This window comes from Staphylococcus sp. MSU001 (genome assembly GCF_052976705.1).
Genome location: NZ_JBRIKK010000006.1, coordinates 19,227 through 44,674 on the forward strand (window position 1 = coordinate 19,227; position 25,448 = coordinate 44,674).

At 31.8% G+C, this 25,448-nt stretch carries 23 protein-coding genes; 17 read left to right on the plus strand and 6 right to left on the minus strand.

The features are described 5' to 3' along the window. Positions 1-9 precede the first annotated feature (9 nt). Positions 10-1,644 (plus strand): ABC transporter ATP-binding protein/permease, encoded by a 1,635-nt coding sequence (locus ACVBFA_RS03935; protein ID WP_164539688.1) that lies wholly within the window; start codon positions 10-12, stop codon positions 1,642-1,644. Further along, positions 1,641-3,335, plus strand: a complete 1,695-nt coding sequence (cydC, locus tag ACVBFA_RS03940) for a thiol reductant ABC exporter subunit CydC (RefSeq protein ID WP_126122181.1) — start codon at positions 1,641-1,643, stop codon at positions 3,333-3,335. Before ACVBFA_RS03935 ends, cydC begins: the two co-directional genes overlap by 4 nt. Before the next feature lie 239 nt (positions 3,336-3,574). Here the strand turns inward: cydC and mgrA are convergent, their stop codons facing one another. Next, a complete protein-coding gene (gene mgrA, locus ACVBFA_RS03945) occupies positions 3,575-4,018 on the minus strand; it encodes an HTH-type transcriptional regulator MgrA (RefSeq protein WP_002445872.1) in 444 nt (147 codons plus the stop codon). A 221-nt stretch (positions 4,019-4,239) separates the two neighbouring features. On the opposite strand from mgrA, the gene ACVBFA_RS03950 reads away from it, so the two are divergent. From ACVBFA_RS03950 to ACVBFA_RS03970, 5 genes are all read left to right on the plus strand, one after another. Next, positions 4,240-5,166, plus strand: a complete 927-nt coding sequence (locus tag ACVBFA_RS03950; RefSeq protein WP_126122182.1) for a CobW family GTP-binding protein — start codon at positions 4,240-4,242, stop codon at positions 5,164-5,166. A 20-nt stretch (positions 5,167-5,186) separates the two neighbouring features. Further along, positions 5,187-5,480, plus strand: a complete 294-nt coding sequence (locus ACVBFA_RS03955; RefSeq protein WP_002457641.1) for a hypothetical protein — start codon at positions 5,187-5,189, stop codon at positions 5,478-5,480. 128 nt (positions 5,481-5,608) lie between these two features. Then, positions 5,609-6,550: a malate dehydrogenase gene (gene mdh / locus ACVBFA_RS03960; RefSeq protein ID WP_164539689.1), complete on the plus strand. Its 942-nt coding sequence runs from the start codon at positions 5,609-5,611 to the stop codon at positions 6,548-6,550. A 132-nt stretch (positions 6,551-6,682) separates the two neighbouring features. Further along, positions 6,683-8,239, plus strand: coding sequence for an SLC13 family permease (locus ACVBFA_RS03965; RefSeq protein WP_126122184.1), 1,557 nt, complete (start codon positions 6,683-6,685; stop codon positions 8,237-8,239). 195 nt (positions 8,240-8,434) lie between these two features. Then, a complete protein-coding gene (locus ACVBFA_RS03970) occupies positions 8,435-9,808 on the plus strand; it encodes a cryptochrome/photolyase family protein (protein ID WP_126122185.1) in 1,374 nt (457 codons plus the stop codon). A 49-nt stretch (positions 9,809-9,857) separates the two neighbouring features. Here the strand turns inward: ACVBFA_RS03970 and ACVBFA_RS03975 are convergent, their stop codons facing one another. Beyond that, positions 9,858-10,127, minus strand: coding sequence for a hypothetical protein (locus ACVBFA_RS03975; protein WP_002445879.1), 270 nt, complete (start codon positions 10,125-10,127; stop codon positions 9,858-9,860). Further along, the gene (locus ACVBFA_RS03980; protein ID WP_002445880.1) at positions 10,124-10,741 is read right to left on the minus strand and encodes a DUF1361 domain-containing protein; all 618 of its coding nucleotides are present in this window, start codon (positions 10,739-10,741) and stop codon (positions 10,124-10,126) included. The genes ACVBFA_RS03975 and ACVBFA_RS03980 overlap by 4 nt, the downstream gene beginning before the upstream one ends. A 415-nt stretch (positions 10,742-11,156) precedes the next feature. Between ACVBFA_RS03980 and norA the strand changes: the two genes are divergently transcribed. The 10 genes from norA (at position 11,157) to ACVBFA_RS04030 (ending at position 23,165) form a co-directional block, all read left to right on the plus strand. After that, positions 11,157-12,320 (plus strand): multidrug efflux MFS transporter NorA, encoded by a 1,164-nt coding sequence (norA, locus tag ACVBFA_RS03985; protein WP_002476307.1) that lies wholly within the window; start codon positions 11,157-11,159, stop codon positions 12,318-12,320. Positions 12,321-12,715: 395 nt separating this feature from the next. Next, entirely contained in the window at positions 12,716-13,180 is a 465-nt protein-coding gene (locus ACVBFA_RS03990) for a hypothetical protein (protein ID WP_020363638.1), read from the plus strand. Positions 13,181-13,289: 109 nt separating this feature from the next. Continuing rightward, the gene (gene ybaK / locus ACVBFA_RS03995) at positions 13,290-13,772 is read left to right on the plus strand and encodes a Cys-tRNA(Pro) deacylase (RefSeq protein ID WP_002457634.1); all 483 of its coding nucleotides are present in this window, start codon (positions 13,290-13,292) and stop codon (positions 13,770-13,772) included. Between the two features lie 255 nt (positions 13,773-14,027). Continuing rightward, entirely contained in the window at positions 14,028-14,786 is a 759-nt protein-coding gene (locus ACVBFA_RS04000) for a DeoR/GlpR family DNA-binding transcription regulator (protein WP_002457633.1), read from the plus strand. After that, a complete protein-coding gene (gene pfkB, locus ACVBFA_RS04005) occupies positions 14,783-15,703 on the plus strand; it encodes a 1-phosphofructokinase (protein WP_002476306.1) in 921 nt (306 codons plus the stop codon). Before ACVBFA_RS04000 ends, pfkB begins: the two co-directional genes overlap by 4 nt. 5 nt (positions 15,704-15,708) lie before the next feature. Further along, positions 15,709-17,661, plus strand: a complete 1,953-nt coding sequence (locus ACVBFA_RS04010; RefSeq protein WP_126122656.1) for a PTS fructose transporter subunit IIABC — start codon at positions 15,709-15,711, stop codon at positions 17,659-17,661. Between the two features lie 355 nt (positions 17,662-18,016). After that, a complete protein-coding gene (gene nagA, locus ACVBFA_RS04015; protein WP_002445893.1) occupies positions 18,017-19,189 on the plus strand; it encodes an N-acetylglucosamine-6-phosphate deacetylase in 1,173 nt (390 codons plus the stop codon). 236 nt (positions 19,190-19,425) lie between these two features. Next, positions 19,426-20,775, plus strand: a complete 1,350-nt coding sequence (locus ACVBFA_RS04020; RefSeq protein WP_002445894.1) for a hemolysin family protein — start codon at positions 19,426-19,428, stop codon at positions 20,773-20,775. A 241-nt stretch (positions 20,776-21,016) separates the two neighbouring features. After that, positions 21,017-21,856: an aldo/keto reductase gene (locus ACVBFA_RS04025; protein ID WP_126122657.1), complete on the plus strand. Its 840-nt coding sequence runs from the start codon at positions 21,017-21,019 to the stop codon at positions 21,854-21,856. A 202-nt stretch (positions 21,857-22,058) separates the two neighbouring features. Continuing rightward, entirely contained in the window at positions 22,059-23,165 is a 1,107-nt protein-coding gene (locus tag ACVBFA_RS04030; protein ID WP_447158784.1) for a glycosyltransferase family 2 protein, read from the plus strand. Positions 23,166-23,233: 68 nt separating this feature from the next. On the opposite strand, the gene ACVBFA_RS04035 is transcribed toward ACVBFA_RS04030, so the two are convergent. From ACVBFA_RS04035 to ACVBFA_RS04045, 3 genes are read right to left on the minus strand one after another with little or no spacing between them, the layout of a single operon-like run. Further along, on the minus strand, positions 23,234-24,286 hold the full coding sequence (locus ACVBFA_RS04035; protein WP_447158787.1) for a sensor histidine kinase: 1,053 nt from the start codon (positions 24,284-24,286) through the stop codon (positions 23,234-23,236). Positions 24,287-24,288: 2 nt separating this feature from the next. Further along, a complete protein-coding gene (saeR, locus tag ACVBFA_RS04040) occupies positions 24,289-24,978 on the minus strand; it encodes a response regulator transcription factor SaeR (protein WP_002475960.1) in 690 nt (229 codons plus the stop codon). Next, the gene (locus ACVBFA_RS04045; RefSeq protein ID WP_001830332.1) at positions 24,953-25,426 is read right to left on the minus strand and encodes a DoxX family protein; all 474 of its coding nucleotides are present in this window, start codon (positions 25,424-25,426) and stop codon (positions 24,953-24,955) included. The genes saeR and ACVBFA_RS04045 overlap by 26 nt, the downstream gene beginning before the upstream one ends. Between the last annotated feature and the right edge of the window lie 22 nt (positions 25,427-25,448).

Here is a 25,448-nt window from a genome sequence, read left to right on the forward strand (position 1 = left end):
GAGATTATTGTGAAAAAACTAACAAAAATGGTTTTAAGTTATAAATTATACCCCGCACTCATGTTAATCATGAGCGTTTTTTTATCTTTTACGGTCGTTGTGCAAAACATTTCAATTTCACACTTTTTAAATCACTTACTGTATTACCAACAACAATCTTTATTATTATTGTTATCAGTTATTTTTATCTCCCTTATTTTAAGGGCAACATTTAATATGCTGATTCAATTTTTAGGAGATCATTTGGCATTTAAAATAAAACATATGCTTAGAGAACAAATGATTTTGAAGAAAAGTGTCCGTTCAATTGGTAAAGAAATAAATATTTTAACTGAAAGTATTGATGGTATCGGTCCGTTCTTTCAGAGTTATTTACCTCAAGTCTTTAAATCAATGTTAATTCCTATCGTTATTATTATTACCATGTGTTTTGTTCATTTACCTACTGCTATTATTATGATAGTTACCGCACCTTTTATTCCATTGTTTTATGTTATTTTTGGACTTAAAACAAGAGATGAGTCGAAGGATCAAATGACATATTTAAACCAGTTTAGTCAACGTTTTTTAAATACTGCTAAAGGTCTTATTACATTTAAACTTTTAAATCAAACGAAACATTCTGAGCAACAACTTTATAAAGACAGTACACGTTTTAGAGATTTAACAATGCGTATTTTGAAAAGTGCCTTTTTATCAGGACTTATGCTTGAATTCATAAGTATGTTAGGGATTGGATTGGTCGCATTGGAAGTGGCTTTAAGCTTAGTTGTGTTTAACCATATCAACTTTGTGACTGCAGCGATTGCGATTATTTTAGCTCCTGAATTTTATAATGCGATTAAAGACTTAGGTCAAGCATTTCATACAGGCAAGCAAAGTGAAGGTTCTAGCGATGTGGTGTTTTCATTTTTAGAATCTGAAGATAAAGCTGACTCTCCTACATTAAAAGTGGATGAGAAACAGTTTGAACAAGTTTTAATCAAACATGTTGATTTTCAATACGCTAATAGTAATCATATGGCATTGAAAAACATTTCATTTTCGGTAAATAAAGGAGAAAAGGTTGCTATTGTGGGACCGAGTGGTGCAGGGAAATCCACTTTAGCTAAGTTGCTTAGTCAATCAGTAACACCCACACATGGAACACTTTCATTTAACCAAGCATCATTAAATATTGGATTTCTAAGTCAGCGCCCATATATATTTGCAGATTCTATCAAAAATAATATTGCAATGTATGATGATGAGATATGTGATGCGCAAGTGATTCAAGTGCTTGATGAAGTGGGGTTAAAAGAGAAAGTACTTTCATTGAAATATGGTATCTATACTTCTATTGGTGAAGGTGGGGAAATGTTATCAGGTGGACAAATGAGACGTATTGAGTTAAGTCGTTTATTATTATTGAAACCTGATATTGTTATTTTTGATGAACCAGCGATAGGATTAGATATTGAAACTGAAAAGGTCATACAACAAGTATTAGAGCATCATTTTTCTACAACGACAGTGTTTATTATTGCACACCGTGATTCAACCATTCGAAGTTCAGCACGGCGTATATATCTCGAAAGTGGTCATCTTATAAAAGATGACTCGATCATTTCTGTTTCGCGTAGTGAGGTGACGATAGATCAATGAAATCACGTATTCATTTTAGTATAGATAGAGATTTAACATGCGCTATCATGGTAGGTGTTTTAGGTGGAATTATAGCATTAGCAATGTTCTTTTTAAGTGGTTATATGATTACTCAAAGTGCGCTAGGTACGCCACTCTATGCATTAATGATTTTAGTTGTATCTGTTAAATTGTTTGGATTTTTAAGAGCAATCACACGCTATATAGAAAGATTACTTTCACACAAGACGACATTTACAATGTTACGTAATGTACGAGTTCAATTTTTAAAAATGCTATATCCAGTCGTTCCAGATATCTATAGAAAATTTAATTCAAGTGATCTTATTACAAAAATGATAAGCCGTGTAGAAGCTTTACAAAACATATATCTGAGAGTATATTACCCACCGATTGTAATCGGATTAACTGCAATTGTTTCAGTAATGACTATGTTGTTTTTATCTCCTCTACATGCATTAGTGATTACTTTAAGTATGTTATTAACTTTATGGATTGTTCCTTGGTTAAGCGCTAAGAAAGCACGTAAATTAAAGCAACAAGTGACTCAAACGCAAAAAATATTTCTTAAAAGATATTATGATTATAAAGAAGGTCATGAAGAATTAAAACGTTTCAATCGTAGCGATGACTTCAAAAAGACAGTTTCCCATGCTTTACGACAATTTGATGATATGCAACTTAAGGAACGCCGATTTCTTTCAATTTATGACTACTTGTTAAACTTAATTGCAATGTTCTCAATATTTATGTGTTTAGTGTTAGGCGCGCAACAGATTCATGATGGTCAGCTCAATGCTATTTATATTACAAGTATTATATTGATGATATTAACTTTATTTGAACAAGCAGTACCTATGAGCAATGTGGCATATTATAAAGCGGATACAGACCAGGCACTTGAAGAGATACACGAGGTTATTGTACCTAAGTATAAAATTCCTTCAGAACATACAAACTTAAAGCGTTCGCAAAATGTTTTATTAAAAATTAAAAATGTCACTTTTAAATATGAACATCAATATCACTCTATTCTAAAACAGATTAATCTAACCTTTGAATATGGTGATAAGGTAGCGATCATTGGTCCTTCTGGATCAGGTAAAAGTACTTTACTTCAAGTATTACTTGGGCTATATCAAATAGAAGAGGGAAAAGTGAGATTAAATGGTAAAGATATGAACAGTATCAATGACAATGAAAAATATCAAACATTTAATGCAATGCTTCAATCTCAATATATTTTTGATGGTACAATTCGTGATAATTTATTTTCTGAGCAATCAGATGATAATCTCAAAAAGGTTCTCGGAGATGTTGGATTAGAATATTTAAATTTAGATAGAATAGTTACGTTAGACGGTCATAATTTATCAGGTGGGGAAGCTCAACGTCTAAGTTTAGCGAGATTGCTATTAAGACCTTCGGCCGATTTTTGGATATTAGATGAACCTACTACAGCACTAGATATTAATAATACCCAAAAAATTATAAATTTGATTGAATCCTTATCCCAAACACTCATCATAGCTACACATGATTTAGAAATACTTCCAAGATTTAATAAAATTATAGTCATGAATGATGGAGAAATATTAGAAAATGGCTCATATCAAGAATTAATGCAGCATGACGGTTATTTAAAAAAAGTAATAGAAATGAATAGAAACGAAATGAAATTTTTTAATTAAATCATATATAACAAAATCCTAAGACACTAAATTTTGTCTCAGGATTTTGTTATATATTGGTAGTCGATGACTAAGATGAAAAAGAACTTGTATTCAGTCTTCTCAGTCATAGTTCTCGTTACCACAGGAAGAACATGAATTTAATTCAAATTCTGTCCACACCTTTATTATATAATATGTTTAAGTGTACAATGTATTTAAAACTTAACCTTTAACTTTAGTTTCATGACAGCAACACATTACTTTTCTTTTGTTTCGATAAATGCATCGATGACTTTACCTAATAAACGATTAAGTTCTTTGACCTCATCTTTAGATAAAGAAGAAGCAGTTGCAACTTTCTCAGATGCGTTGCTTAATTCGGGCCTAATCATTTCACTTTTGTCTGTTAAGTGAATAAATACTTCACGTTGATCTACCTCAGAACGTTCACGTTTGATTAAATCAACTTGTTCCATTCTCTTGAGTAATGGTGATACAGTTCCAGTATCAAGTGCTAATTCTGTAACGACCTTTTTGACGTTAACAGGTGATTCATCCCATAATATTGTTAAAACAAGAAATTGTGGGTATGTTAGATTGTACTTTTTAAAGACTTTGTTTGAATAGTAGCGATTAACTTGTCTTTGAGCGTTGTACAAACTAAAGCATAGCTGCTCTTTTAAATTATGTTGTTCAGACATTAAAGTTCTCCTCCAGACATTCTATCCGTATTCTCTTTTTTTTCGGATTGGAATCCATCTATGTTGCTTGTTTTATATACAACACTATGATTCAATGTCATGCTAAAATTAAAGTATGTTTAAAGTTTAGAAGATATCTTACATTAAATCAAGTAAAAAGATAATTAAATATTTATGTTATCATATATTAAAATGTTTGTAATAGTAAAGGATATATTAAAATGAAAAATAATAAAAATGAAAAGTTGAAAATCACAATCGTTAGCGGTTTCTTAGGCAGTGGTAAAACCACGTTCCTGACACATTATATTAATGAATTATTAAAAATTGATGAGAAAATAACAGTAATTATGAACGAATTTGGATCATTTGATGTAGATGGTAACCATTTGAGTGAATTAGTCAAAGTGTATCCATTATTGAATGGTTGTGTTTGTTGTGATATGAAATCAGATTTAGTTCAACAAATTGAGATGCTCAGTCACAACCATGAAACGGACCATATTATAATAGAAGCAACTGGTATCGCGCATCCTATTGAATTGATCATGGCGTGTCAAGATCCTCGCATAGTTCAGTTTGTTGAACGTCCCCATTTTGTTAGTATTGTTGATGCACTTCGCTTTTTACAAAGACAACAATATACTGACTCCACAAAGCGTCTCATGGAAGAACAACTCGAGGTAAGCGATGTGCTCGTCGTTAATAAATTAGATTTAATAACTGTTGAAGACAGAGATACTTTAAAAAAACAACTTAACGAAGTAAACAAATATAGTTCAAAAATATATACTATTTATGGACAAGTTAATATCGATGAGATGTCACAATTTCGTGATCAATTAGTAATGACACATACACATTCTCATCACCATGGTATAAATAGTATGCAATACACATTTACAACAGCCATTGATCGACAATTATTTTACCAATTTATTTTGCGTATGACTGATAATGTTTTAAGATTAAAAGGATATGTACAATTTAAAGATGAACCCAATGTGACATATGAGTTTCAATATTCATTTGGTATGCCAGATTATGAAGTTATTAATGGGGATTATCCGTTAACGATAGTATTGATTGGTGAACAACTTGATGTTAACAGATTAAAAAATAAACTCGATATGTTGCAATTCTCATAAATAAGGAGAGTAAGATAAAAATGAATGAAGATAATCGTAACAAACAAATTAAATTTGAAAGAAACCTAATCACTTTTCCATATTTAGGTTTTGCCTTTGTTGTTTTATTATTTAATATCTTTTATACCGATGTAAAAATTACAATGGTCTTATTTGGTCTATTCTTTGCTTACAATTTAGGAATGCTTTTTATAGCCTTCATAAGACATTTTAAACGTACACTTATATTAACCTTAATACTAACAATATTAAGTGGTATAGCATTTTTTGTACTGCTTTATGTTTTTGGATTAAATCATGATATTTTTGGATAGTCAATCATTATATAAATATTTATTTCACATAAGTCTTCAAGCGCTTTGTCATTTCAATGTTATAATTAACATGAATTGGCAAAGCTTTTTGATTTTTAAAGAGAAAATTAAACAAGGGGGCATTGCTTATGGTCAATAGAAGAAAGATATCAATTATTGGTGCGGGACATACAGGAGGGACTCTAGCATTCATTCTTGCACAAAAGGAATTAGCAGAAATTGTGTTGATTGAACGCCAGCAATCAGAGGGGATGGCTAAAGGAAAGGCGTTAGATATTTTAGAAAGCGGACCCATTTGGGGGTTTGACACACCTATACATGGTTCAGTAAATATAGAAGATATTAAAGACTCAGACGTAGTGGTGATGACTGCAGGTATACCTAGGAAATCAGGAATGACAAGAGAAGACTTAGTTCAAACTAATGAACAAATAGTACGAGAAACTGCACTACAAATTGCAACGTATGCACCTCAGTCAATAATTATTGTACTGACTAATCCGGTTGATGCTATGACATATACAGCATTTAAAGCATCAGGTTTTCCTAAAGAACGTATTATTGGTCAATCTGGAATTTTAGACGCTGCAAGATATCGAACTTTTATCGCTCAAGAACTTAACGTGTCTGTCAAAGATGTAAATGGGTTTGTGTTAGGAGGACACGGTGATACGATGTTACCTTTGGTAAATACAACACACATTAATGGGATTCCCGTTAAGCATCTTATTTCTAAAGAAAAGATTGATCAAATTGTTGAACGTACACGTAAGGGTGGTGCAGAAATTGTTGAATTATTAGGTCAAGGCTCAGCTTATTATGCACCAGCAACTGCCATATATGAAACCATAGATGCAATTTTTAATGATCGGAAACGTTTATTACCAAGTATTGCTTATCTAGAAGGAGAATACGGATGCTCAGATATTTGTTTTGGTGTTCCTACTATAATAGGATATCAAGGAATAGAAAAGATTATAGAAGTAGATATGAATAATGATGAGTATCAACAACTACAACACTCTGCGCAAGCTGTGAGTGAAGTTAAAAACTCATTAAAATTCAAATAAATAACTAGGAAGTCCTTCATCGTGAATTGTTAGATTTTTGTGAAAATTGTGTGAAGTGTATTTATCGTTGAAATATAAAAGCGCTTTCTTGATATAATGAACATATATTCATAGAATAAGGAGACGATGATAATGGCTAAAGGTGACCAATATCAAGCGCATACTGAAAAATATCATGATAAAAAGTCTAAAAAAAATTATAAACCTGTGTGGATTATCATTAGTTTTATTATTTTAATTACTATCTTGTTATTACCCACACCATCAGGATTGCCTGTAATGGCTAAAGCAGCATTAGCTATTCTAGCTTTCGCTGTAGTTATGTGGGTTACAGAAGCAGTTACTTATCCAGTTTCTGCAACATTAATTTTAGCATTAATGATACTTTTACTAGGTTTAAGTCCAGTTCAAGATTTATCCGAAAAACTTGGAAACCCTAAAAGTGGCGACATAATACTAAAAGGTAGCGATATTTTAGGAACGAATAACGCGCTTAGTCACGCTTTCAGTGGTTTTTCAACCTCAGCCGTAGCACTTGTAGCTGCAGCATTATTTTTAGCAGCAGCAATGCAGGAAACCAATTTACATAAACGACTTGCATTACTTGTGCTATCAATTGTAGGAAATAAAACTAGAAATATAGTCATTGGTGCTATTTTAGTATCTATTGTTCTAGCATTTTTTGTACCATCAGCTACAGCGCGTGCTGGTGCAGTTGTCCCAATATTACTGGGAATGATTGCTGCATTTAATGTGAGTAAGGATAGTAGACTTGCTTCATTATTAATTATTACTGCTGTACAAGCAGTTTCGATATGGAATATAGGTATTAAAACGGCTGCAGCACAAAATATTGTAGCCATCAATTTTATTAACCAAAATTTAGGACATGATGTATCATGGGGAGAGTGGTTTTTATATGCTGCGCCGTGGTCAATCATTATGTCTATAGCTCTTTATTTTATAATGATTAAGTTTATGCCACCTGAACATGATAAAATTGAAGGTGGCAAAGAGTTAATTAAAAAGGAACTTAATAAATTAGGACCAGTCAGTCATAGAGAATGGCGACTAATTGTGATTTCAGTGCTTTTATTATTCTTCTGGTCGACTGAGAAAGTATTACATCCGATTGATTCAGCTTCGATTACACTAGTTGCTCTAGGTATTATGCTGATGCCAAAGATTGGTGTTATTACTTGGAAAGGTGTTGAAAAGAAGATTCCGTGGGGAACGATTATAGTATTTGGTGTAGGAATCTCACTTGGTAATGTATTACTTAAAACAGGAGCCGCTCAATGGTTAAGCGATCAAACATTTGGTTTAATGGGGCTTAAACATTTACCAATCATAGCAACTATTGCGTTAATTACCTTATTTAATATATTAATACATTTAGGTTTTGCAAGTGCAACGAGCTTAGCCTCTGCGTTAATACCTGTGTTTATTTCTTTGACTTCAACGCTAAATTTAGGTGATCATGCTATTGGTTTTGTATTAATACAACAATTTGTGATTAGTTTTGGTTTCCTGCTACCTGTTAGTGCACCACAAAATATGCTTGCATATGGTACTGGGACTTTTACTGTAAAGGATTTTTTAAAGACAGGTATACCTTTAACGATAGTAGGTTATATTTTAGTTATCGTATTTAGTTTGACGTATTGGAAATGGCTTGGTTTAGTGTAAGTAAAAGATTTAGGTATTTAAATGATAATTATAAATGTCTCGTAAAGTTTAATATTTTAACTTTACGAGACATATTTTATAAATTCGTGGCAAGTTAATCTTAATAGTTGAAATGAAGCGTATAAAAATATATGAATGTAAATAGAATTTAGTATTAGGGTATAACAAAAAATTAATGTTAGGTGGTAATTTCTAATGGCTATAGGTGTCATATTAAATAGAGTTTTTAGGATAAATAATAATCCCTTATTTGATTATATATATAGAAATAAAGAATCTATAAATCAATGTTATTTTATTATTCCAACTGAAGAGTTTGAAGAAGAAGCAAAAAAGAAAGCACAATACTATTATGGGTCCATACAGAAGTTTATGTATGAACTACAACGATATGATATAGAACCCTTTTTGATGTCTTATGATAAATTAATAGATTTTTGTAAAAAACAAACTATAGACAAGGTTGTTGTTGCAGGTGATATTATGAGTTATCATCACGAAGAATATGATATTTTACATCAAAGAAAACGGTTTAAACAAGCTGATATTCAAGTAATAACATTAAGGGCAAACCATTATTTTAAACCTTGCAAAACACATAATAAACAAGGTGAACCATATAAAGTATTTACCAGTTTTTATAGAAAATGGCGTCCTTACTTAATGATTAGAGATGAATATGACTATCATTTAGAAGATATTACAAAGGTTGCAGTGAAATCTCAACATAAAATTAAAGAAGATTATCATTCATATGGCATAAGTGAACGTGATGTTCAAAATCGTTGGTCTGAATTTTTATCTCAAGATATCGAAAATTATAAAGAAAACAGGGAATATTTGCCTGAAGTATTAACAAGCCAACTAAGTATTTACTTAGCTTATGGAATGATAGATATTATACAAGTTTTCAACGATTTACTTCAAAATTATGATAAAAATGAACAAAATTACGAAGCTTTTATACGTGAATTGATTTTTAGAGAGTTTTATTATGTATTGATGACCAATTATCCCGAAACAGCTCATGTTGCTTTTAAAGAAAAATACCAACAATTGAAATGGTCTTATAATGAAGAGAATTTTAAATTGTGGAAAGATGGGAATACTGGTTTTCCTATTATTGATGCAGCAATGGAGGAACTTAAAACAACTGGATTTATGCATAATCGCATGAGAATGGTAGTTTCTCAATTTTTAACTAAGGATTTGTTTATTGACTGGATTTGGGGTGAGTCATTTTTCAAACAAAAATTAATAGATTATGATGCAGCTTCAAATGTTCACGGATGGCAATGGTCGGCTTCTACTGGAACAGATGCTGTACCATACTTTAGAATGTTTAATCCTATAAGACAAAGCGAGCGTTTTGATAATAATGCTCGATATATTAAAACTTACATTCCAAAATTAAATCAGATAGATGCTAAGTATTTACACGATACCCATAAATTCGAGCAACAAATAAAGGGTCAAGGTGTTGAAATAGGTAAAGACTATCCTAAACAAATGATTGATCACAAAGAAAGTAGACAAAGTGTAATGTCAGAATTCAAAGCATTAGATTAAAGAAAAAAGATCTGAACAACAGTATACGTGCGTTCAGATCTTTATCTAGTTACATAAAAAAACAAACATAGATTAAAATATATTCTAACAAAGTTAAAATATACATATATTTAAGGTTTAATTTAGTTTTAAAAGGGACTTCCCAATTTGTATAACGGGTCTCATAATAAAATAATTGCATCAAATATAATCCTATCCCCAACGGTAAACACATTAATAAAATAGCTTTAGTATAGCTCCATCCTATTTGATGCCATAAATGACCTATCATGAGTTGAATCATGATGAGACATACCATTAATATTACTTCAATCATCATTGGTAAAATCTCACCCCTTTAACAAACAATATGACTGTTGCTTGTATGAGCACCATTAGAATGACAAATAGTAACGCTTTAACATCAATGATTAAAAAAACCTCTTTCACAATTTTTAAAGGTGCATTTAATAAATAGACAGTATGTAATCTTAAGAATCGACCGATGTAAATACCTAATCCATTTAAGAACATTAATATAACTATCAATAGTCGATTTAACCATACATAAGACGTAAAATGTGCAATTTCTAAAAATATAAGAATTGTGAGGTATATTGCTAAGAGTACGCCAAGTATTAGATAGGTGAAATAAATCCATTCTGTGATGTTTAATCCAGCTAAAAAGTTAAATTGAAATTGGTTTAAGTGTATGAGATCGGTAATCATATAAAATGTATTTGGAACTAATAATAGAAATATGAGTCCGAAAACAATAAATAAGGGCCATTCAAAAGCTTTGACTGGTTTGAATAATTTTAAAAGTAGACAAAGTTCAAAAGGCACGTATGCTAAAAATAAATTTAATGTCATAAAGTTAAAAATATGTGATTCAGTCATAGATATAGCAAATAAGATAATGAAATATATTCTTGCAAAGTAACGAGATTGCATAACCACGCACTACTTTCTATAGAGTTTGATAGTCGAGAGTTAATGATAACTTTTACAGTGAGGCATTTCAAACAATTTGAGGTGCTTTCTGTTTATACAGATGAGAAAGCGAAGAAAAATTACTCCATACATTCATTAGACTTTGGTAAATTTGATTAAGATTTTGTCGAAAGTTTAGGAAGATACAGTTTCGTTTAATTATATGTTAAATTTTTAACTAAAAAATAGAGTTTAGTGAAATTTAAATATTAAAGTTTTTCAAAATGATTGTCATGCCACGTTAAATTGTTATACAATGTAGAAACTTTTAGTAAAGTAAAGTTTTTATGCGGGACATTAAAATTAAAAAATAAACTTGCGATAAAATTCAAAATGATTGGTATGCTTACTATATTAGAAAAAAGGGGGGTGTCATATGAAAAAGCAATTATTTATTCTTTATTTTAATATATTTCTTATATTTTTAGGAATTGGGTTAGTTATTCCTGTACTTCCTGTATATTTAAAGGATTTAGGATTAAAAGGTAGTGATTTAGGAATGCTAGTTGCTGCCTTTGCATTATCACAAATGATTATTTCACCATTTGGTGGGACACTAGCTGATAAATTGGGGAAAAAATTAATTATATGTATCGGTTTAGTATTCTTTTCTGTCTCTGAATTTATGTTCGCAGCCGGTCAAAGTTTTACCATTTTAATCATTTCACGTGTTTTAGGTGGTTTTAGTGCAGGCATGGTCATGCCTGGTGTAACAGGTATGATTGCAGATATTTCTCCAGGAGCTGATAAAGCTAAAAACTTTGGTTATATGTCGGCAATTATTAATTCAGGTTTCATATTAGGACCTGGATTTGGAGGGTTTTTAGCTGAAATTTCACATAGATTACCTTTCTATGTTGCTGGAACATTAGGTGTTGTTGCATTCATTATGTCAGTTTTATTAATTCATAATCCTCACAAAGCAACCACAGATGGATTCCACCAATATCAACCAGAATTATTCACTAAAATTAATTGGAAAGTATTTATTACGCCAGTTATATTAACACTTGTATTAGCATTTGGTTTATCTGCTTTTGAAACATTGTTTTCTTTATATACAGCTGACAAAGTAAATTATACTCCTAAAGATATTTCGATAGCTATTATCGGTGGAGGCGTGTTTGGCGCATTATTCCAGGTATTCTTCTTTGATAAATTTATGAAACATATGAGTGAACTTAATTTTATTGCATGGTCATTACTATATTCAGCTATTGTTCTCGTTATGTTAGTGCTTGCAAACGGTTATTGGACGATTATGATGATTAGCTTTGTTGTTTTTATAGGTTTTGATATGATTAGACCGGCTTTAACCAATTACTTCTCGAATATAGCAGGTAAACGGCAAGGTTTTGCAGGTGGATTGAATTCAACTTTTACCAGTATGGGTAACTTTATAGGTCCTCTTGTAGCTGGTGCATTATTCGATGTTAATTTAGAGTTTCCTTTATATATGGCTATTGCGGTTTCATTAAGTGGAATTATCATTATTTTTATTGAAAAAGGACTTAAGTCACGTCGTAAAGAAGCAAATTAATACTCAATATGAAATGTGGGGCCCCAACAAAAAGAATTTCACCGAGAAATTCTACGGACAGAGCAAGTTGGGGTTCGGGGCCCCAACAAAAAGAATTTCACCGAGAAATTCTACGGACAAGGCAAGTTTGGGCGGACGAGGTGGGACACAGTGTTCAAGACGGAATCTGTGCCCCACTTCTTTTGTTTTATAACTTGTAATGCAAAGTTGATCTTACCTTAAATATAAGTTTTAAAAGATTATGAATTATTAGTGGTTTATGTAACAAAAATAACAACTACATTAATGTTATTGTTACAAATATTACAATCTATTTAAATTGTAATCTACATATCTTTTATTAAAAGTTGTTGTGTTAAGATAGAATAAATCTTAAGAGAAATGTGGGTAAGGAGATGAAATTGAAAAACTTATTTTTAAGTTCTGTTGCAGTTATTTTGTCAATTTGTTTAGTACTTTTATTATTTTTAGCTACAAACCAAAATGCATTAGCGAAAGTCCATAAAACAATTTGCACTTTTACTAAAGTAAAAACAGTTTCTCATAACAATATATTCCCTAACTTAAATATGAATCATGTTGCTGAAGCTTCAGAAAAAAACTTTGATCATCAAAAGAATGTTAATAAAGCAAATCAACAAAGTGTAAGAACGCAAACATCTTATGATTTCAACCCACAGGAATGTAAAGTAATTGCTTTGAATTACGCTGAGAATCATTTAAGTAAAAAATATAATATAGAGCGTACCTTCAACGAGTCGCTTCATTCAGAATATGTATTTTCTAGTGAAAATAAACTTCATCAAACTAAGGTTAAAGTCAATAAAAGTGGGACTGTACATGCATCAAACATTAATTAACACGCTTTCTACTATATAAGAAAGGGTGTTTTTTAATAGTGTTAGTGTAAATGAAATAAAGTTTTCATGTTAAAATAAGATGTGAATGATTGTTATAAAGGGTGAGTATATGTCTAAAACTAAAAAAACAAATGCAATGCGGATTTTAGATAGAGCTAAAATTAATTATCAAATGAATACTTACGAAGTTACTGACAAGCATCAACATGGAGAGGAGATTGCACAACTCGTAGGTGCTAAAATAGAAGAAGTCTTTAAAACACTTGTATTAGAGAATTCTAATCATGAACACTATGTTTTTGTCATTCCAGTTAATGAAACGTTAGATATGAAGAAGGCGGCTCATGTTGTTAATGAAAAGAAATTGAATTTAATGCCTCTCGATCAATTAAAACAAGTAACAGGGTATGTTAGAGGAGGATGTTCACCTATCGGTATGAAACATTCCTTTAAAACGACGATTGATGCTTCCGCTAGAAATTTAGAGAAAGTTTATATTAGCGGAGGTCAAAGAGGAATGCAAATTATCATTCATGTGAATGATTTAATTGACATGACAAAGGCTCAAGTAGAATCTATTACACAGAATTAATCGTGTATAGACATTTAATGTTTCAACATTATTTGAATAAATTTGTAAAGACATTGTTTAATACTTAGAAAATGATCTCTGAAAATTAAAATGTACGACTTAAATTGTGATGATGTAATCCATTTTAAACACCTAATCTGAAAGGTGTTTTTATTTTTGTCACAAAATGATTGTTTTTGATTGAAAATGGAAGATTTTGATTGAAATATGTAAGCGTAGCCATTACAATATAAGTGAGTTAGGGGAGGTATAGCAGTGATATCAGAAAAACGACAGAATTTAATTTTACAAGAATTAACTCAAAAGGACTTTTTAACACTTCAAGATTTAGTTGATAGAACAGGATGTAGTGCATCAACTATACGAAGAGATTTATCTAAGTTGCAAAATATGGGTAAATTACAACGTGTACATGGTGGCGCTACAATTCATCAAAATCGAGTTAAGGAACCTAAGTTATCTGAAAAAAGAACTCAGAATTTACGTGAAAAACAAGAAATCGCTAAACGTGCTGCATGTGATATACAAGATCATGAATGTATATTTCTAGATGCGGGTTCCTCAACTTTTGAGTTAATTCAATATATTGAGGCAAAGGATATTACTGTTGTAACAAACGGAATGACACATGTTGAAGAACTATTAAAGCACGGTATTAAAACTTTAATGGTTGGTGGCCAAGTTAAACCTACGACAATGGCTACAGTTGGTGCTAACGCGTTAGAAACATTAAGACGTTATTGTTTTGATCGCGCTTTTATAGGAATGAACGGTATTGATTTAAAATATGGATTAACAACCCCTGATGAACAAGAAGCTTTGATTAAAGAAACAGCTATGAAACTATCAAATCATAAATATGTGCTTGTCGATCAATCAAAGTTTAATCAAATTTATTTTGCAAGAGTTCCAATTTTAGATGGGCTTAGCATCATAACTTCGCAAAAGGCAATGCAAAGCAAGATGACTGAAGCTTACATGAATGAATTTAATTTTATAGGAGGGAAATCATGATATATACAGTTACTTTCAATCCTTCAATCGATTACATCATTTTTACTGATGGATTTGAAATAGCAGGATTAAATCGGGCAAAAGCAACGTATAAATTTGCTGGAGGTAAGGGGATCAATGTATCAAGAGTACTTAAAACTTTAGATGTTGATTCTACAGCTTTAGGATTTTCAGGAGGTTTCCCTGGGGATTTTATTACTCAAACACTTGAGGACAGTAATATTCAATCAGATTTTGTTCAAGTAGATGAGGATACGCGTATTAATGTGAAACTAAAATCAGGTCAAGAAACAGAAATCAATGCACCCGGACCTAAAGTGACACACGCGCAATTTGAACAACTTTTATCACAAATACGTCGCACTACAAAAGACGATATTGTTATTGTAGCTGGAAGTGTACCGAACAGTATTCCAAGTGATGCTTATGCACAAATCGCACAAATCACTGAAAAAACTGGTGCGCAACTAGTTGTTGATGCAGAAAAAGATCTTGTTGAAACAGTATTACCATATCGACCATTATTTATTAAACCAAACAAAGATGAATTAGAAGTAATGTTTAACACTACAGTCAAGAGTGATGAAGATGTTATAAAATATGGTAAAGAAATTTTAAAAAAAGGGGCACAATCAGTCATCATTTCACTTGGTGGCGATGGTGCGATATATGTTGATCAACATCAAAGTATTAAAGCTGTGAATCCACAAGGACATGTAGTTAATACAGTAGGATCTGGTGATAGTACAGTGGCAGGTATGGTAGCAGGGTTGTCCATGGGTCTTAATGTAGATGAAGCTTTTCAACAGGCCGTAGCTTCAGGAACAGCGACTGCTTTTTCAGAAGATTTAGCGACAAGAGATGCTATAGAAAATATTAAATCTCAAGTGACAATTTCTGTACTTGATGGGGAGTGAAAAAGATGAGAATTACTGAACTGTTAACTAAAGAAACAATAGCGATGGATTTAGATGCTTCTGATAAGAGTGGGGTGATTACTGAGCTAGTTAATCAATTGGATAAAGCAGGTAAGTTAAGTGACCCTGTATCGTTTAAAGAGGCAATTCATAATCGTGAATCTCAGAGTACAACAGGGATTGGTGAAGGTATTGCTATACCACATGCTAAAGTTGCAGCAGTTAAAACACCTGCAATTGCATTCGGTAAATCTAAAGAAGGTGTGGATTATCAGAGTTTAGACATGCAACCTGCACACTTATTCTTTATGATTGCAGCGCCTGAAGGTGGAGCACAAACGCACTTAGATGCACTTGCGAAACTTTCCGGAATATTAATGGATGAGAAAATACGTGAAAAATTAATTCATGCTGAATCTCCTGAAGAAGTGTTAAACATTATCGATGAAGCGGATGATGAAGCAACAAAAGAAGAAGAAGCAGAAGCGAATGAAAATTCAACTGTTTCAACTGACAACTCAAATCAAGATAATAATGAGCCTTATGTTTTAGCAGTTACAGCATGCCCAACTGGTATAGCCCACACATATATGGCACGTGATGCTTTGAAAAAGCAAGCTGAGAAGATGAACATCAAAATTAAAGTTGAAACAAATGGTTCTAGTGGTATTAAAAATCATTTAACTGAACAAGACATAGAACGTGCAACTGGAATAATTGTTGCAGCAGATGTCCATGTAGAAACTGATCGTTTTGATGGAAAAAATGTGGTTGAGGTTCCTGTTGCTGATGGTATTAAACGCCCCGAAGAACTAATTAATACAGCATTAGATACAAATCGTAAACCATTCGTAGCGCAAGGTGGATCGAAAAAACATGACGATAATGAAGAAAAGTTAAGTCCAGGAAAAGCATTCTATAAACACTTAATGAATGGTGTTTCTAATATGTTACCACTTGTTATTTCGGGTGGTATCTTAATGGCAATTGTATTCTTATTCGGCGCAAACTCATTTAAACCTGATAGTTCAGAATATAATGCATTTGCTGAACAATTATGGAATATCGGTAAAAATAGTGCCTTTGCTTTAATTATTCCGATTTTAGCTGGTTTCATTGCACGTAGTATTGCAGATAAACCAGGTTTTGCAGCTGGTTTAGTTGGTGGTATGTTAGCTATTTCTGGAGGTTCTGGATTTATTGGTGGAATTATTGCAGGTTTCTTAGCAGGTTATTTAACTCAAGGAATTAAATATATTACACGTAAATTGCCACAAGCAATTGAAGGCTTGAAACCTACTTTAATCTATCCATTGCTTTCTGTTTCAATTACTGGATTATTAATGGTGTATGTCTTTAATCCGCCAGCAGCTTGGTTAAATCATTTGTTATTAAATGGTTTAAATAGTTTGTCAGGCTCTAATATTATGTTACTTGGTCTTGTGATTGGAGCTATGATGGCAATTGACATGGGCGGTCCATTTAATAAAGCAGCTTATGTATTTGCTACTGCTGCACTAACTGAAGGTAATGCAGCTCCTATTACTGCAGCGATGATTGGTGGTATGATTCCTCCATTAGCTATCGCTACAGCAATGTTAATCTTTAGAAGAAAATTCACTAAAGAGCAAAGAGGCTCAATTGTACCAAACTATGTTATGGGATTATCATTTATTACTGAAGGTGCCATCCCATTCGCAGCTGCCGATCCATTACGTGTGATTCCTTCAATGATGGTTGGTTCAGGTGTGGCTGGAGCAATAGCTTTAGGTTTAGGATCAAGTATCAAAGCACCTCACGGTGGAATTTTCGTCATTGTTGGTACTGATTTTAGCCATATACTTCAAACTCTTATTGCTTTAGTTGTAGGTACGTTAGTTTCAGCTTTACTTTATGGTTTCTTGAAACCAAAAGTAACAGACAATGAAATTCAAGCATCTCAAGCTATGGATGAATAGTAATCATATAATTAGTAATAACAATGCTTTAAATATTTAGAAAATTAATTGAATTAAACGGTGATTTCCATTTCAAAATAAATGGGAATTGCCGTTTTTTTAATAGAAATTTATGTTGCATTAGTTAGATTGAATGTTATCGTTGTAATAAAGAATAAGAAGTTTAATAATTAAATAGTTATTGTGTATGAAAATAATATCTTAAATTAAAAATACAGTTATTAAATTAAGAATATATAGTAAAATTCATCTGTTAACCAGTAAAATATTGAAAAAGTGATATTCAATACAAAGAAAGATATAATAAAATAGTTCAATCAACTACTATTAATTTAAAGAAAAGAAGGGTTCAATCATGTCAGAATATGTTTTAACGAATGGCATCGTATATACAGAAAATGAAATGATTAACAATGGATATGTTCATATTAAAGATGGGAAAATTTTGGACGTTGGTAAGTGTCCTTTTCATCCGTCATCGTCTCATAATACAATTGACATTATTGATGTAAAAAAACGACATATACTGCCTGGGTTTATAGATATTCACATTCATGGGGGGTATGGTGAAGATGCCATGGATGCATCTGAACAGGGTTTACAACATTTAGCAGAATCACTCCTTTCTGAGGGGACAACATCTTTTTTAGCAACAACAATGACACAGTCAACGGTCAACATTGAGCGGGCTCTTCAAACTATTGCTAAATATACTCAACAACAAGATGTTACAAATGCTGCCGAAATTGTCGGAGTACATCTTGAAGGTCCATTTATTTCAGAACATAAAGTAGGCGCACAACACCCTCAATTCGTACAACGTCCTACGGTTGATAAAATAAAGTCGTTTCAGAAAGTAGCGAATGGACTAATTAAGATTATTACGTACGCTCCTGAAGTTGATGGAGCAACAGAAACTTTAAAGACAATGAAAAATGATATCATTTTTTCAATCGGACATACGGTGGCAACGTTTGATCAAGCGAATGCAGCTGTAAGTCATGGTGCCAAACATATCACTCATTTGTATAATGCAGCGACCGGCTTTCAACATCGAGAACCGGGCGTATTTGGTGCAGCCTGGTTAAATCAAGGATTGCATACTGAAATGATTGTGGACGGTATTCATTCACATCCGGCATCCATCGCACTTGCATATAGGCTTAAGGGGAATCAAAGTTGTTATTTAATTACAGATGCGATGAGAGCTAAAGGAATGCCAGAAGGACATTATGATTTAGGTGGTCAGGATGTGATTGTAAAGGGAAGTGAAGCACGTCTGTCTTCTGGGGCTTTAGCTGGAAGTATACTCAAAATGAACGAAGGACTTAAAAACTTAATACAATTTACAGGTGACACGATTGAGCATTTATGGAGAGTAACAAGTTTAAATCAAGCGGTGACATTAGGCATAGATGACGTAAAAGGTAGTATTAAAATCGGGAAAGATGCAGATATTGTTATCATAGATGATGCATGTAATGTTGAAACGACGATTAAAAATGGAAAATATCATGCTTTCAAATGATTTATCATTGGTTGAACAAAAAAATTATTTTGTCTACAATATAGCATTGGCATATGTTTAACATATAACAAAAGATTTATGATAGAATGAAGCCAATCACATTTTTTACGGGGAGTGTCACGATGGGAAGGTCTTAGCATGTAGTTGTCACTTATTGATTCATGATGATTTAAATACGTGTTACCTAAGCGTGACACAATATATATGGAGGTGAATCCCTAGAAATAGGGAATTAATTGGAAACTTCGACCATAATTAGTTTAGTTATATTTTTTCTTTTGATTGCATTAACAACAGTATTCGTTGGGTCAGAATTTGCATTAGTAAAAGTGAGATCAACGCGTATTGAACAATTAGTAGATGAGGGTAATAAGAGTGCAAAAATTGTCAAAAAGATGATAGACAATCTTGACTATTACTTATCTGCCTGTCAATTAGGTATCACAGTAACGTCTTTAGGCTTAGGTTGGTTAGGTGAACCAACATTTGAAAAGATGATGCACCCACTATTCGAGTTATTACATTTACCGAGTCCTTTAACAACGACGATTTCATTTGTTGTTTCATTCATTGTTGTGACATATTTACATGTTGTATTAGGCGAATTGGCACCTAAATCATTTGCTATTCAACATACAGAACAACTTGCACTTTTATATTCAAGACCACTATTTTATTTTGGTAATTTTATGAAACCACTTATATGGTTAATGAATGGTTCTTCTCGTGTGATTGTCAGAATGTTTGGATTTGATCCAGATGCTCAAACTGATGCAATGTCAGAAGAAGAAATAAAAATTATTATAAACAATAGTTATAATGGTGGAGAGATTAACCAAACCGAGCTTGCGTATATGCAAAATATTTTTTCATTTGATGAACGTCATGCAAAAGATATTATGGTGCCACGTACACAAATGGTTACGCTCAACGAACCATTTAACGTAGATGAATTATTAGATACTATCAAAGAACATCAGTTTACAAGATATCCAATCACTGAAGATGGTGATAAAGACCATGTAAAAGGATTTATAAATGTTAAAGAGTTTTTAACAGAATATGCGTCAGGTAAACCGATTAAAATCGCCAATTATATTCATGAATTACCCATGATTTCAGAAACAACTAGAATAAGTGATGCTCTTGTAAGAATGCAAAGAGAGCATGTACATATTAGTTTGATTATAGATGAATATGGTGGGACAGCAGGTATTTTAACAATGGAAGATATTTTAGAAGAAATTGTTGGTGAAATCAGAGACGAATTTGATGATGATGAAGTTAACGATATAGTTAAACTTGATGATCATACTTATCAAATTAATGGTCGTGTTTTACTTGATGATTTAAATGAAAAATTTGACATAGAGTTTGAAGATTCTGAGGATATTGATACTATTGGTGGTTGGTTACAATCACAAAATACTAATTTGCAAAAAGATGACTTCGTTGATACTGAATATGATCGTTGGACGATTACAGAAATCGACAATCATCAAATTATTTGGGTCAATTTGAATTATGAATTTAATAGTGGACGTCCTTCTGTTGATGAAGAACAAGAAGATGACGAACGTGATTAATACTTAAAAAGATAAGTTGTGGGATAGAATACCAAGTGAATTCTATCCCACTTTTTGTTTTATATAAGGATAGTTAAAATGTTGAAGTTAACAAAGATACTCATCATTTAAGGAATAATAAATTACTTTATATTAAAATAACAGAATGAATAGCTCAAATTTGTTTTATCAGTAAATAAAAAAGGTATTAAAATGATAATAAGTGAATAATATCTATGTAAATAAGGAGAGTTAATGTACTATGACAAATGATGTTCAAATTTTAAATAACGGTTATCCAATGCCTGCAGTTGGATTAGGAGTTTATAAGATAGCGGATGAGCAGATGGAAGAGGTTGTTCGTACAGCTTTAGATGCAGGATATCGCGCATTTGATACGGCTTACTTTTATGGAAATGAAAAAGCGTTAGGTAGTGCATTAAAACAATCAAATATTAAAAGGGACGAGTTATTCATAACATCTAAACTTTGGAATGATTATCAAGGTTATGACCAAACAATAGAGTACTTTAATAAATCATTGGACAATTTAGGGTTAGACTATTTAGATTTATTTTTAATTCATTGGCCTTGCGAAAATGATCAATTGTATATTGAATCATATAAAGCCTTAGAACATTTATATGAAGAAGGTAAAATAAAAGCCATTGGTGTATGTAACTTTAAGATACATCATTTAGAAAAGTTAATGAGAGAAACTAAAATTACACCACAGGTGAATCAAATTGAGTTGCATCCGTACTTTAACCAACAAGATGTACAAGACTTTTGTGATGAACATGATATTAAAGTAACAGCATGGATGCCGTTAATGCGTAATAAAGGATTGCTTGATGATCCTGTAATTACAGATATTGCTCATCGTTATGATAAAACACCTGCACAAATTGTCTTACGTTGGCATCTCGCACATAATCGTATTATCATTCCTAAATCACAAACACCTCAACGTATTAAAGAAAATTTTGATATTTTTGATTTTAATCTTGAGTTAACAGATGTTGCAGAAATAGATAGTTTAAATAAAAATGCTAGACAAGGAAAAGATCCTGATGATGTCAGTATTGGAGATTTGAAATAAATATAATTAACCAGTTAGCGTTAACTTTTAAAAGATAATTAAATTCTTTTTACTAAAAATTAATATAATGCTCATAAAAGAAAATGTTTAAAACTATTAAGCTTAAGTTAAGATTATGTAAATACACACTATTTAACTAGAATGTATGACAAGGAAATTGATAAAATGATAGCAAATAGTTCAGAGAAAAGGATGTCATTTAATGAAAATCAGAGTCATCGTCCCTTGTTATAATGAAGGCGAAGTCGTTTTGAAAACTTATGACAAATTAACTGAAATAATGAAGAAAGATAGTTTAATCAAAAACTATGAATACGATTTACTCTTTATTAACGATGGTATTAAAGATACGACAATACATCATATCAAGAATATTGTTGCGTATGATAACCATGTTAAATATCTTTCGTTCAGTCGAAACTTTGGCAAAGAAGCTGCAATGATTGCTGGATATCAGCATAGCACAATGCACGACGCGGTGATTATGATTGATGGAGATTTACAACATCCGCCTGAATATATTCCACAAATGATAGAGGGTTACATTGAAGGTTACGATCAAGTGGTTGCTAAGAGGAATCGTCAGGGAGAGAATTTTGTACGTAAAACGTTGTCTCGATGTTATTATAAGTTAATTAATGCATTTGTAGAGGATATCCAATTTGAAGACGGCGTTGGTGATTTTAGATTACTCAGTCGACGTGCAGTTCAAGCTTTAACAACCCTTGATGAATATAATCGTTTCTCTAAAGGTCTATTTGAATGGATAGGTTATGAAACAAAAGTATTTCAATATGAAAATGTGACCCGAGAAGATGGAGAATCTAAGTGGACTTTTAGAAAGTTACTCAACTATGGTATAGATGGACTCATCTCTTTTAACAATAAGCCTTTACGCATGATGATATACCTAGGTATGTTCACGTTTTCTATCAGTATTTTATATATAATTTATTTGTTAATAAATATTTTGATTAATGGTATAAATATACCTGGTTATTTTACTACGATTGCTGCTATATTATTGTTGGGTGGTATTCAATTAATGTCTATTGGCGTAGTAGGAGAATATATCGGTCGTATTTATTATGAAGTTAAACATAGACCGAAGTATATTGTTGAAAATTCTAATATTCAGACTGAGAATCTCGACATGAGATATAATGCTTTAAACCTGAATAAAAATAGAAATAACAAGCGTAGTAATGATTTATATAAATTAAGTTCTTTTTATAAAGTTAAAACATATAGTGATACGTATGCATCAAATTATTCTCAAGAAGAAGGCTTTAAAGAGCGTGTACATTAATGAAAACCGAATGTAGCTAGAATGTTCAAACTCATTCCAGCTACATTCGGTTTTTTATACAGTACAAATTACTTTTTAAATTGAAATTTTTTTAAGGTAAGTGTCATCGTGGTTCCAATGTCTAAATCACTTTGGACTGTGATAGAGGCGTCAATTTGTTGTGCTAACTCATTAGCAATGTATAACCCTAACCCCGAACCACCAGTCTTAGTATTTCGAGAATCTTCAACTCTAAAAGTTCTTTCAAAGATACGTGATTGAAGTTCTGGAACGATACCTATCCCCTCATCTTTTATTGCAATACTAATGGCGTCGTTTTCTTTACACTCAGAAATAATAATATCAATACGGCTAACAGAATTAGAAAATTTTAATGCATTATCTAGTAAATTAGTCAAAATACGTTCGATTGGAGGTCGATACTGGTAGAATGCATCAATATCTGTGCAGAAATTAACTTCAAGCGTACGATTTTCTTGTTTTATGTGTTGTTCGTATGGTTGTAATATATTAACAAGTAATTGATCGAGCTGTATTAATTCTAAAGGATAAGAACGTCCAGTATTTAAATTAATCACATGTGTAATGTCATCAAATAAAATTGATAAACGATTTGCTTGTTTGATTAATGTTTCATATGCTTCATGAACTTCTTGAGGATTACTAATGACGCCATCTCGCAGACCTTCAGAATATGATCGAATACCAGCTAAAGGTGTTTTTAAATCATGTGCAAGGTTTTGTATAATTTCAGTTTTTTCTTGTTGCTCGTTTTTTATCATATTCATTTGATTATTGATTTCATACGCCATTTTATTAAATGAATCATTCAACTCTTTAATTTCTCTTGGAGACTGGAATGTTTCATCATCGATGAATTTTTCGTGATTTATAAATTGCTTAGTCTTAATGTTGAATTGCTTAATCTTCTGAATTAAAGGATTAATAAAAATACTACAAATCGAAAGTGTTAAACAGCTTGTTATCATAGTAGTGATGGCTAAAGTGAGTGTCATGTGACCATTAAACCACATGAGCTTATATGCAATAACCAGTATAATTGTTGTTAAAATAACACTTGAAATGACACCGATAATGATTTGACTTCTTATTGAAAAAATAGCTATCGGCTCCTTTCAAACTTATAACCAAGTCCCCATACAGTTGTAATAGTGTAGGGTAAAAAATCATGTTTTTCTAATTTCTCGCGAATTCTATGTATGTGGACATTGACAGTGTTAGCATCTTCGTAGTAGTCATACCCCCATACTTTTTCTAGAAGTTCGGATTTAGAAATAACTTCACCTTCTCTAGAAGCAAGATACCAAAGCAATTCAAATTCTTTAATGCGCATAGGTATCTCTATGTTGTTAATGGTAAGCGTCTTGCTTAAATTTTTTAAAACTAAACCATCAAATTCTAATTGTTCAATTTTATTAGAATGATTTGACTTACTCATTCTGGCAAGAAGGTTATTAGTACGTAATACTAGTTCTCTTGGGCTAAAGGGTTTTTTAATATAGTCATCAGCACCTAATGTCAGTGCGTATATCGTGTCATGTTCTTGAGTTTTTGCTGTTAGATATATGAAAGGTATATCAAGTTGCATATCTTTCATTTTTTTGACAATATCGTATCCGTTAACTTCAGGCATCATAATATCTAAAATCATAATATCAATATCTGAAGATAATAATTTTAGTGCTTCTTTACCACATGTTGTTGTCGTAACTTGATATCCTTCATATTCGAAATACGTTTGACAAATGTCTACAATATCTTTTTCATCATCCACGATTAGTAAGTGGGTCATGCTTATCTTCACCTCTGTTATTACGGTCTCTAAAATAAGCGATGATTTCTTTAAGTGATACCTTAGCCAATAAAGAGTGACTCATGAGTAAAATAATAAAGAAAGCTAATTGTAGAGGGTACGTAAAAATCATATCTGCTAAAATATAATTTATCATAACGAAGGCTCCAAAGAAACTTGCGGCGTATGCAAATATACCTAAAATTAAACCTAAACCAATGGCCATTTCCCCTAAAGGCACGATTATATTAAATAATCCTGTTGTGTGTGCAACAATATGTTCAAAAAACCATTTATACCATTGTGGAGAATCTGTGTTATCTCTAATTACCGGAACTAGCCCGTTTAATGTAAAATCACCTGTAAATTTCTCCCATCCTTGTCTGAAAATAACAATGCCTGAAATTACACGAATTAAAAATATTATAAATAAACTTATTTTCTTCATGATTAACACTCTCTTTCTATAG

What these genes read in the sequence shown, in the direction of transcription:
- nagA (WP_002445893.1), top strand. Translation starts at nt 18,017, where the DNA reads ATGTCAGAATATGTTTTAACGAATGGCATCGTATATACAGAAAATGAA.
- ACVBFA_RS04025 (WP_126122657.1), top strand. Translation starts at nt 21,017, where the DNA reads ATGACAAATGATGTTCAAATTTTAAATAACGGTTATCCAATGCCTGCA.
- ACVBFA_RS03980 (WP_002445880.1), bottom strand. Translation starts at nt 10,741, where the DNA reads ATGCAATCTCGTTACTTTGCAAGAATATATTTCATTATCTTATTTGCT.
- saeR (WP_002475960.1), bottom strand. Translation starts at nt 24,978, where the DNA reads ATGACCCACTTACTAATCGTGGATGATGAAAAAGATATTGTAGACATT.
- pfkB (WP_002476306.1), top strand. Translation starts at nt 14,783, where the DNA reads ATGATATATACAGTTACTTTCAATCCTTCAATCGATTACATCATTTTT.
- ACVBFA_RS03970 (WP_126122185.1), top strand. Translation starts at nt 8,435, where the DNA reads ATGGCTATAGGTGTCATATTAAATAGAGTTTTTAGGATAAATAATAAT.
- norA (WP_002476307.1), top strand. Translation starts at nt 11,157, where the DNA reads ATGAAAAAGCAATTATTTATTCTTTATTTTAATATATTTCTTATATTT.
- ACVBFA_RS03950 (WP_126122182.1), top strand. Translation starts at nt 4,240, where the DNA reads ATGAAAAATAATAAAAATGAAAAGTTGAAAATCACAATCGTTAGCGGT.
- ACVBFA_RS03975 (WP_002445879.1), bottom strand. Translation starts at nt 10,127, where the DNA reads ATGATGATTGAAGTAATATTAATGGTATGTCTCATCATGATTCAACTC.
- ACVBFA_RS04030 (WP_447158784.1), top strand. Translation starts at nt 22,059, where the DNA reads ATGAAAATCAGAGTCATCGTCCCTTGTTATAATGAAGGCGAAGTCGTT.
- ACVBFA_RS03990 (WP_020363638.1), top strand. Translation starts at nt 12,716, where the DNA reads ATGAAATTGAAAAACTTATTTTTAAGTTCTGTTGCAGTTATTTTGTCA.
- mdh (WP_164539689.1), top strand. Translation starts at nt 5,609, where the DNA reads ATGGTCAATAGAAGAAAGATATCAATTATTGGTGCGGGACATACAGGA.
- ACVBFA_RS03965 (WP_126122184.1), top strand. Translation starts at nt 6,683, where the DNA reads ATGGCTAAAGGTGACCAATATCAAGCGCATACTGAAAAATATCATGAT.
- mgrA (WP_002445872.1), bottom strand. Translation starts at nt 4,018, where the DNA reads ATGTCTGAACAACATAATTTAAAAGAGCAGCTATGCTTTAGTTTGTAC.
- ACVBFA_RS04010 (WP_126122656.1), top strand. Translation starts at nt 15,709, where the DNA reads ATGAGAATTACTGAACTGTTAACTAAAGAAACAATAGCGATGGATTTA.
- ybaK (WP_002457634.1), top strand. Translation starts at nt 13,290, where the DNA reads ATGTCTAAAACTAAAAAAACAAATGCAATGCGGATTTTAGATAGAGCT.
- ACVBFA_RS04045 (WP_001830332.1), bottom strand. Translation starts at nt 25,426, where the DNA reads ATGAAGAAAATAAGTTTATTTATAATATTTTTAATTCGTGTAATTTCA.
- cydC (WP_126122181.1), top strand. Translation starts at nt 1,641, where the DNA reads ATGAAATCACGTATTCATTTTAGTATAGATAGAGATTTAACATGCGCT.
- ACVBFA_RS03955 (WP_002457641.1), top strand. Translation starts at nt 5,187, where the DNA reads ATGAATGAAGATAATCGTAACAAACAAATTAAATTTGAAAGAAACCTA.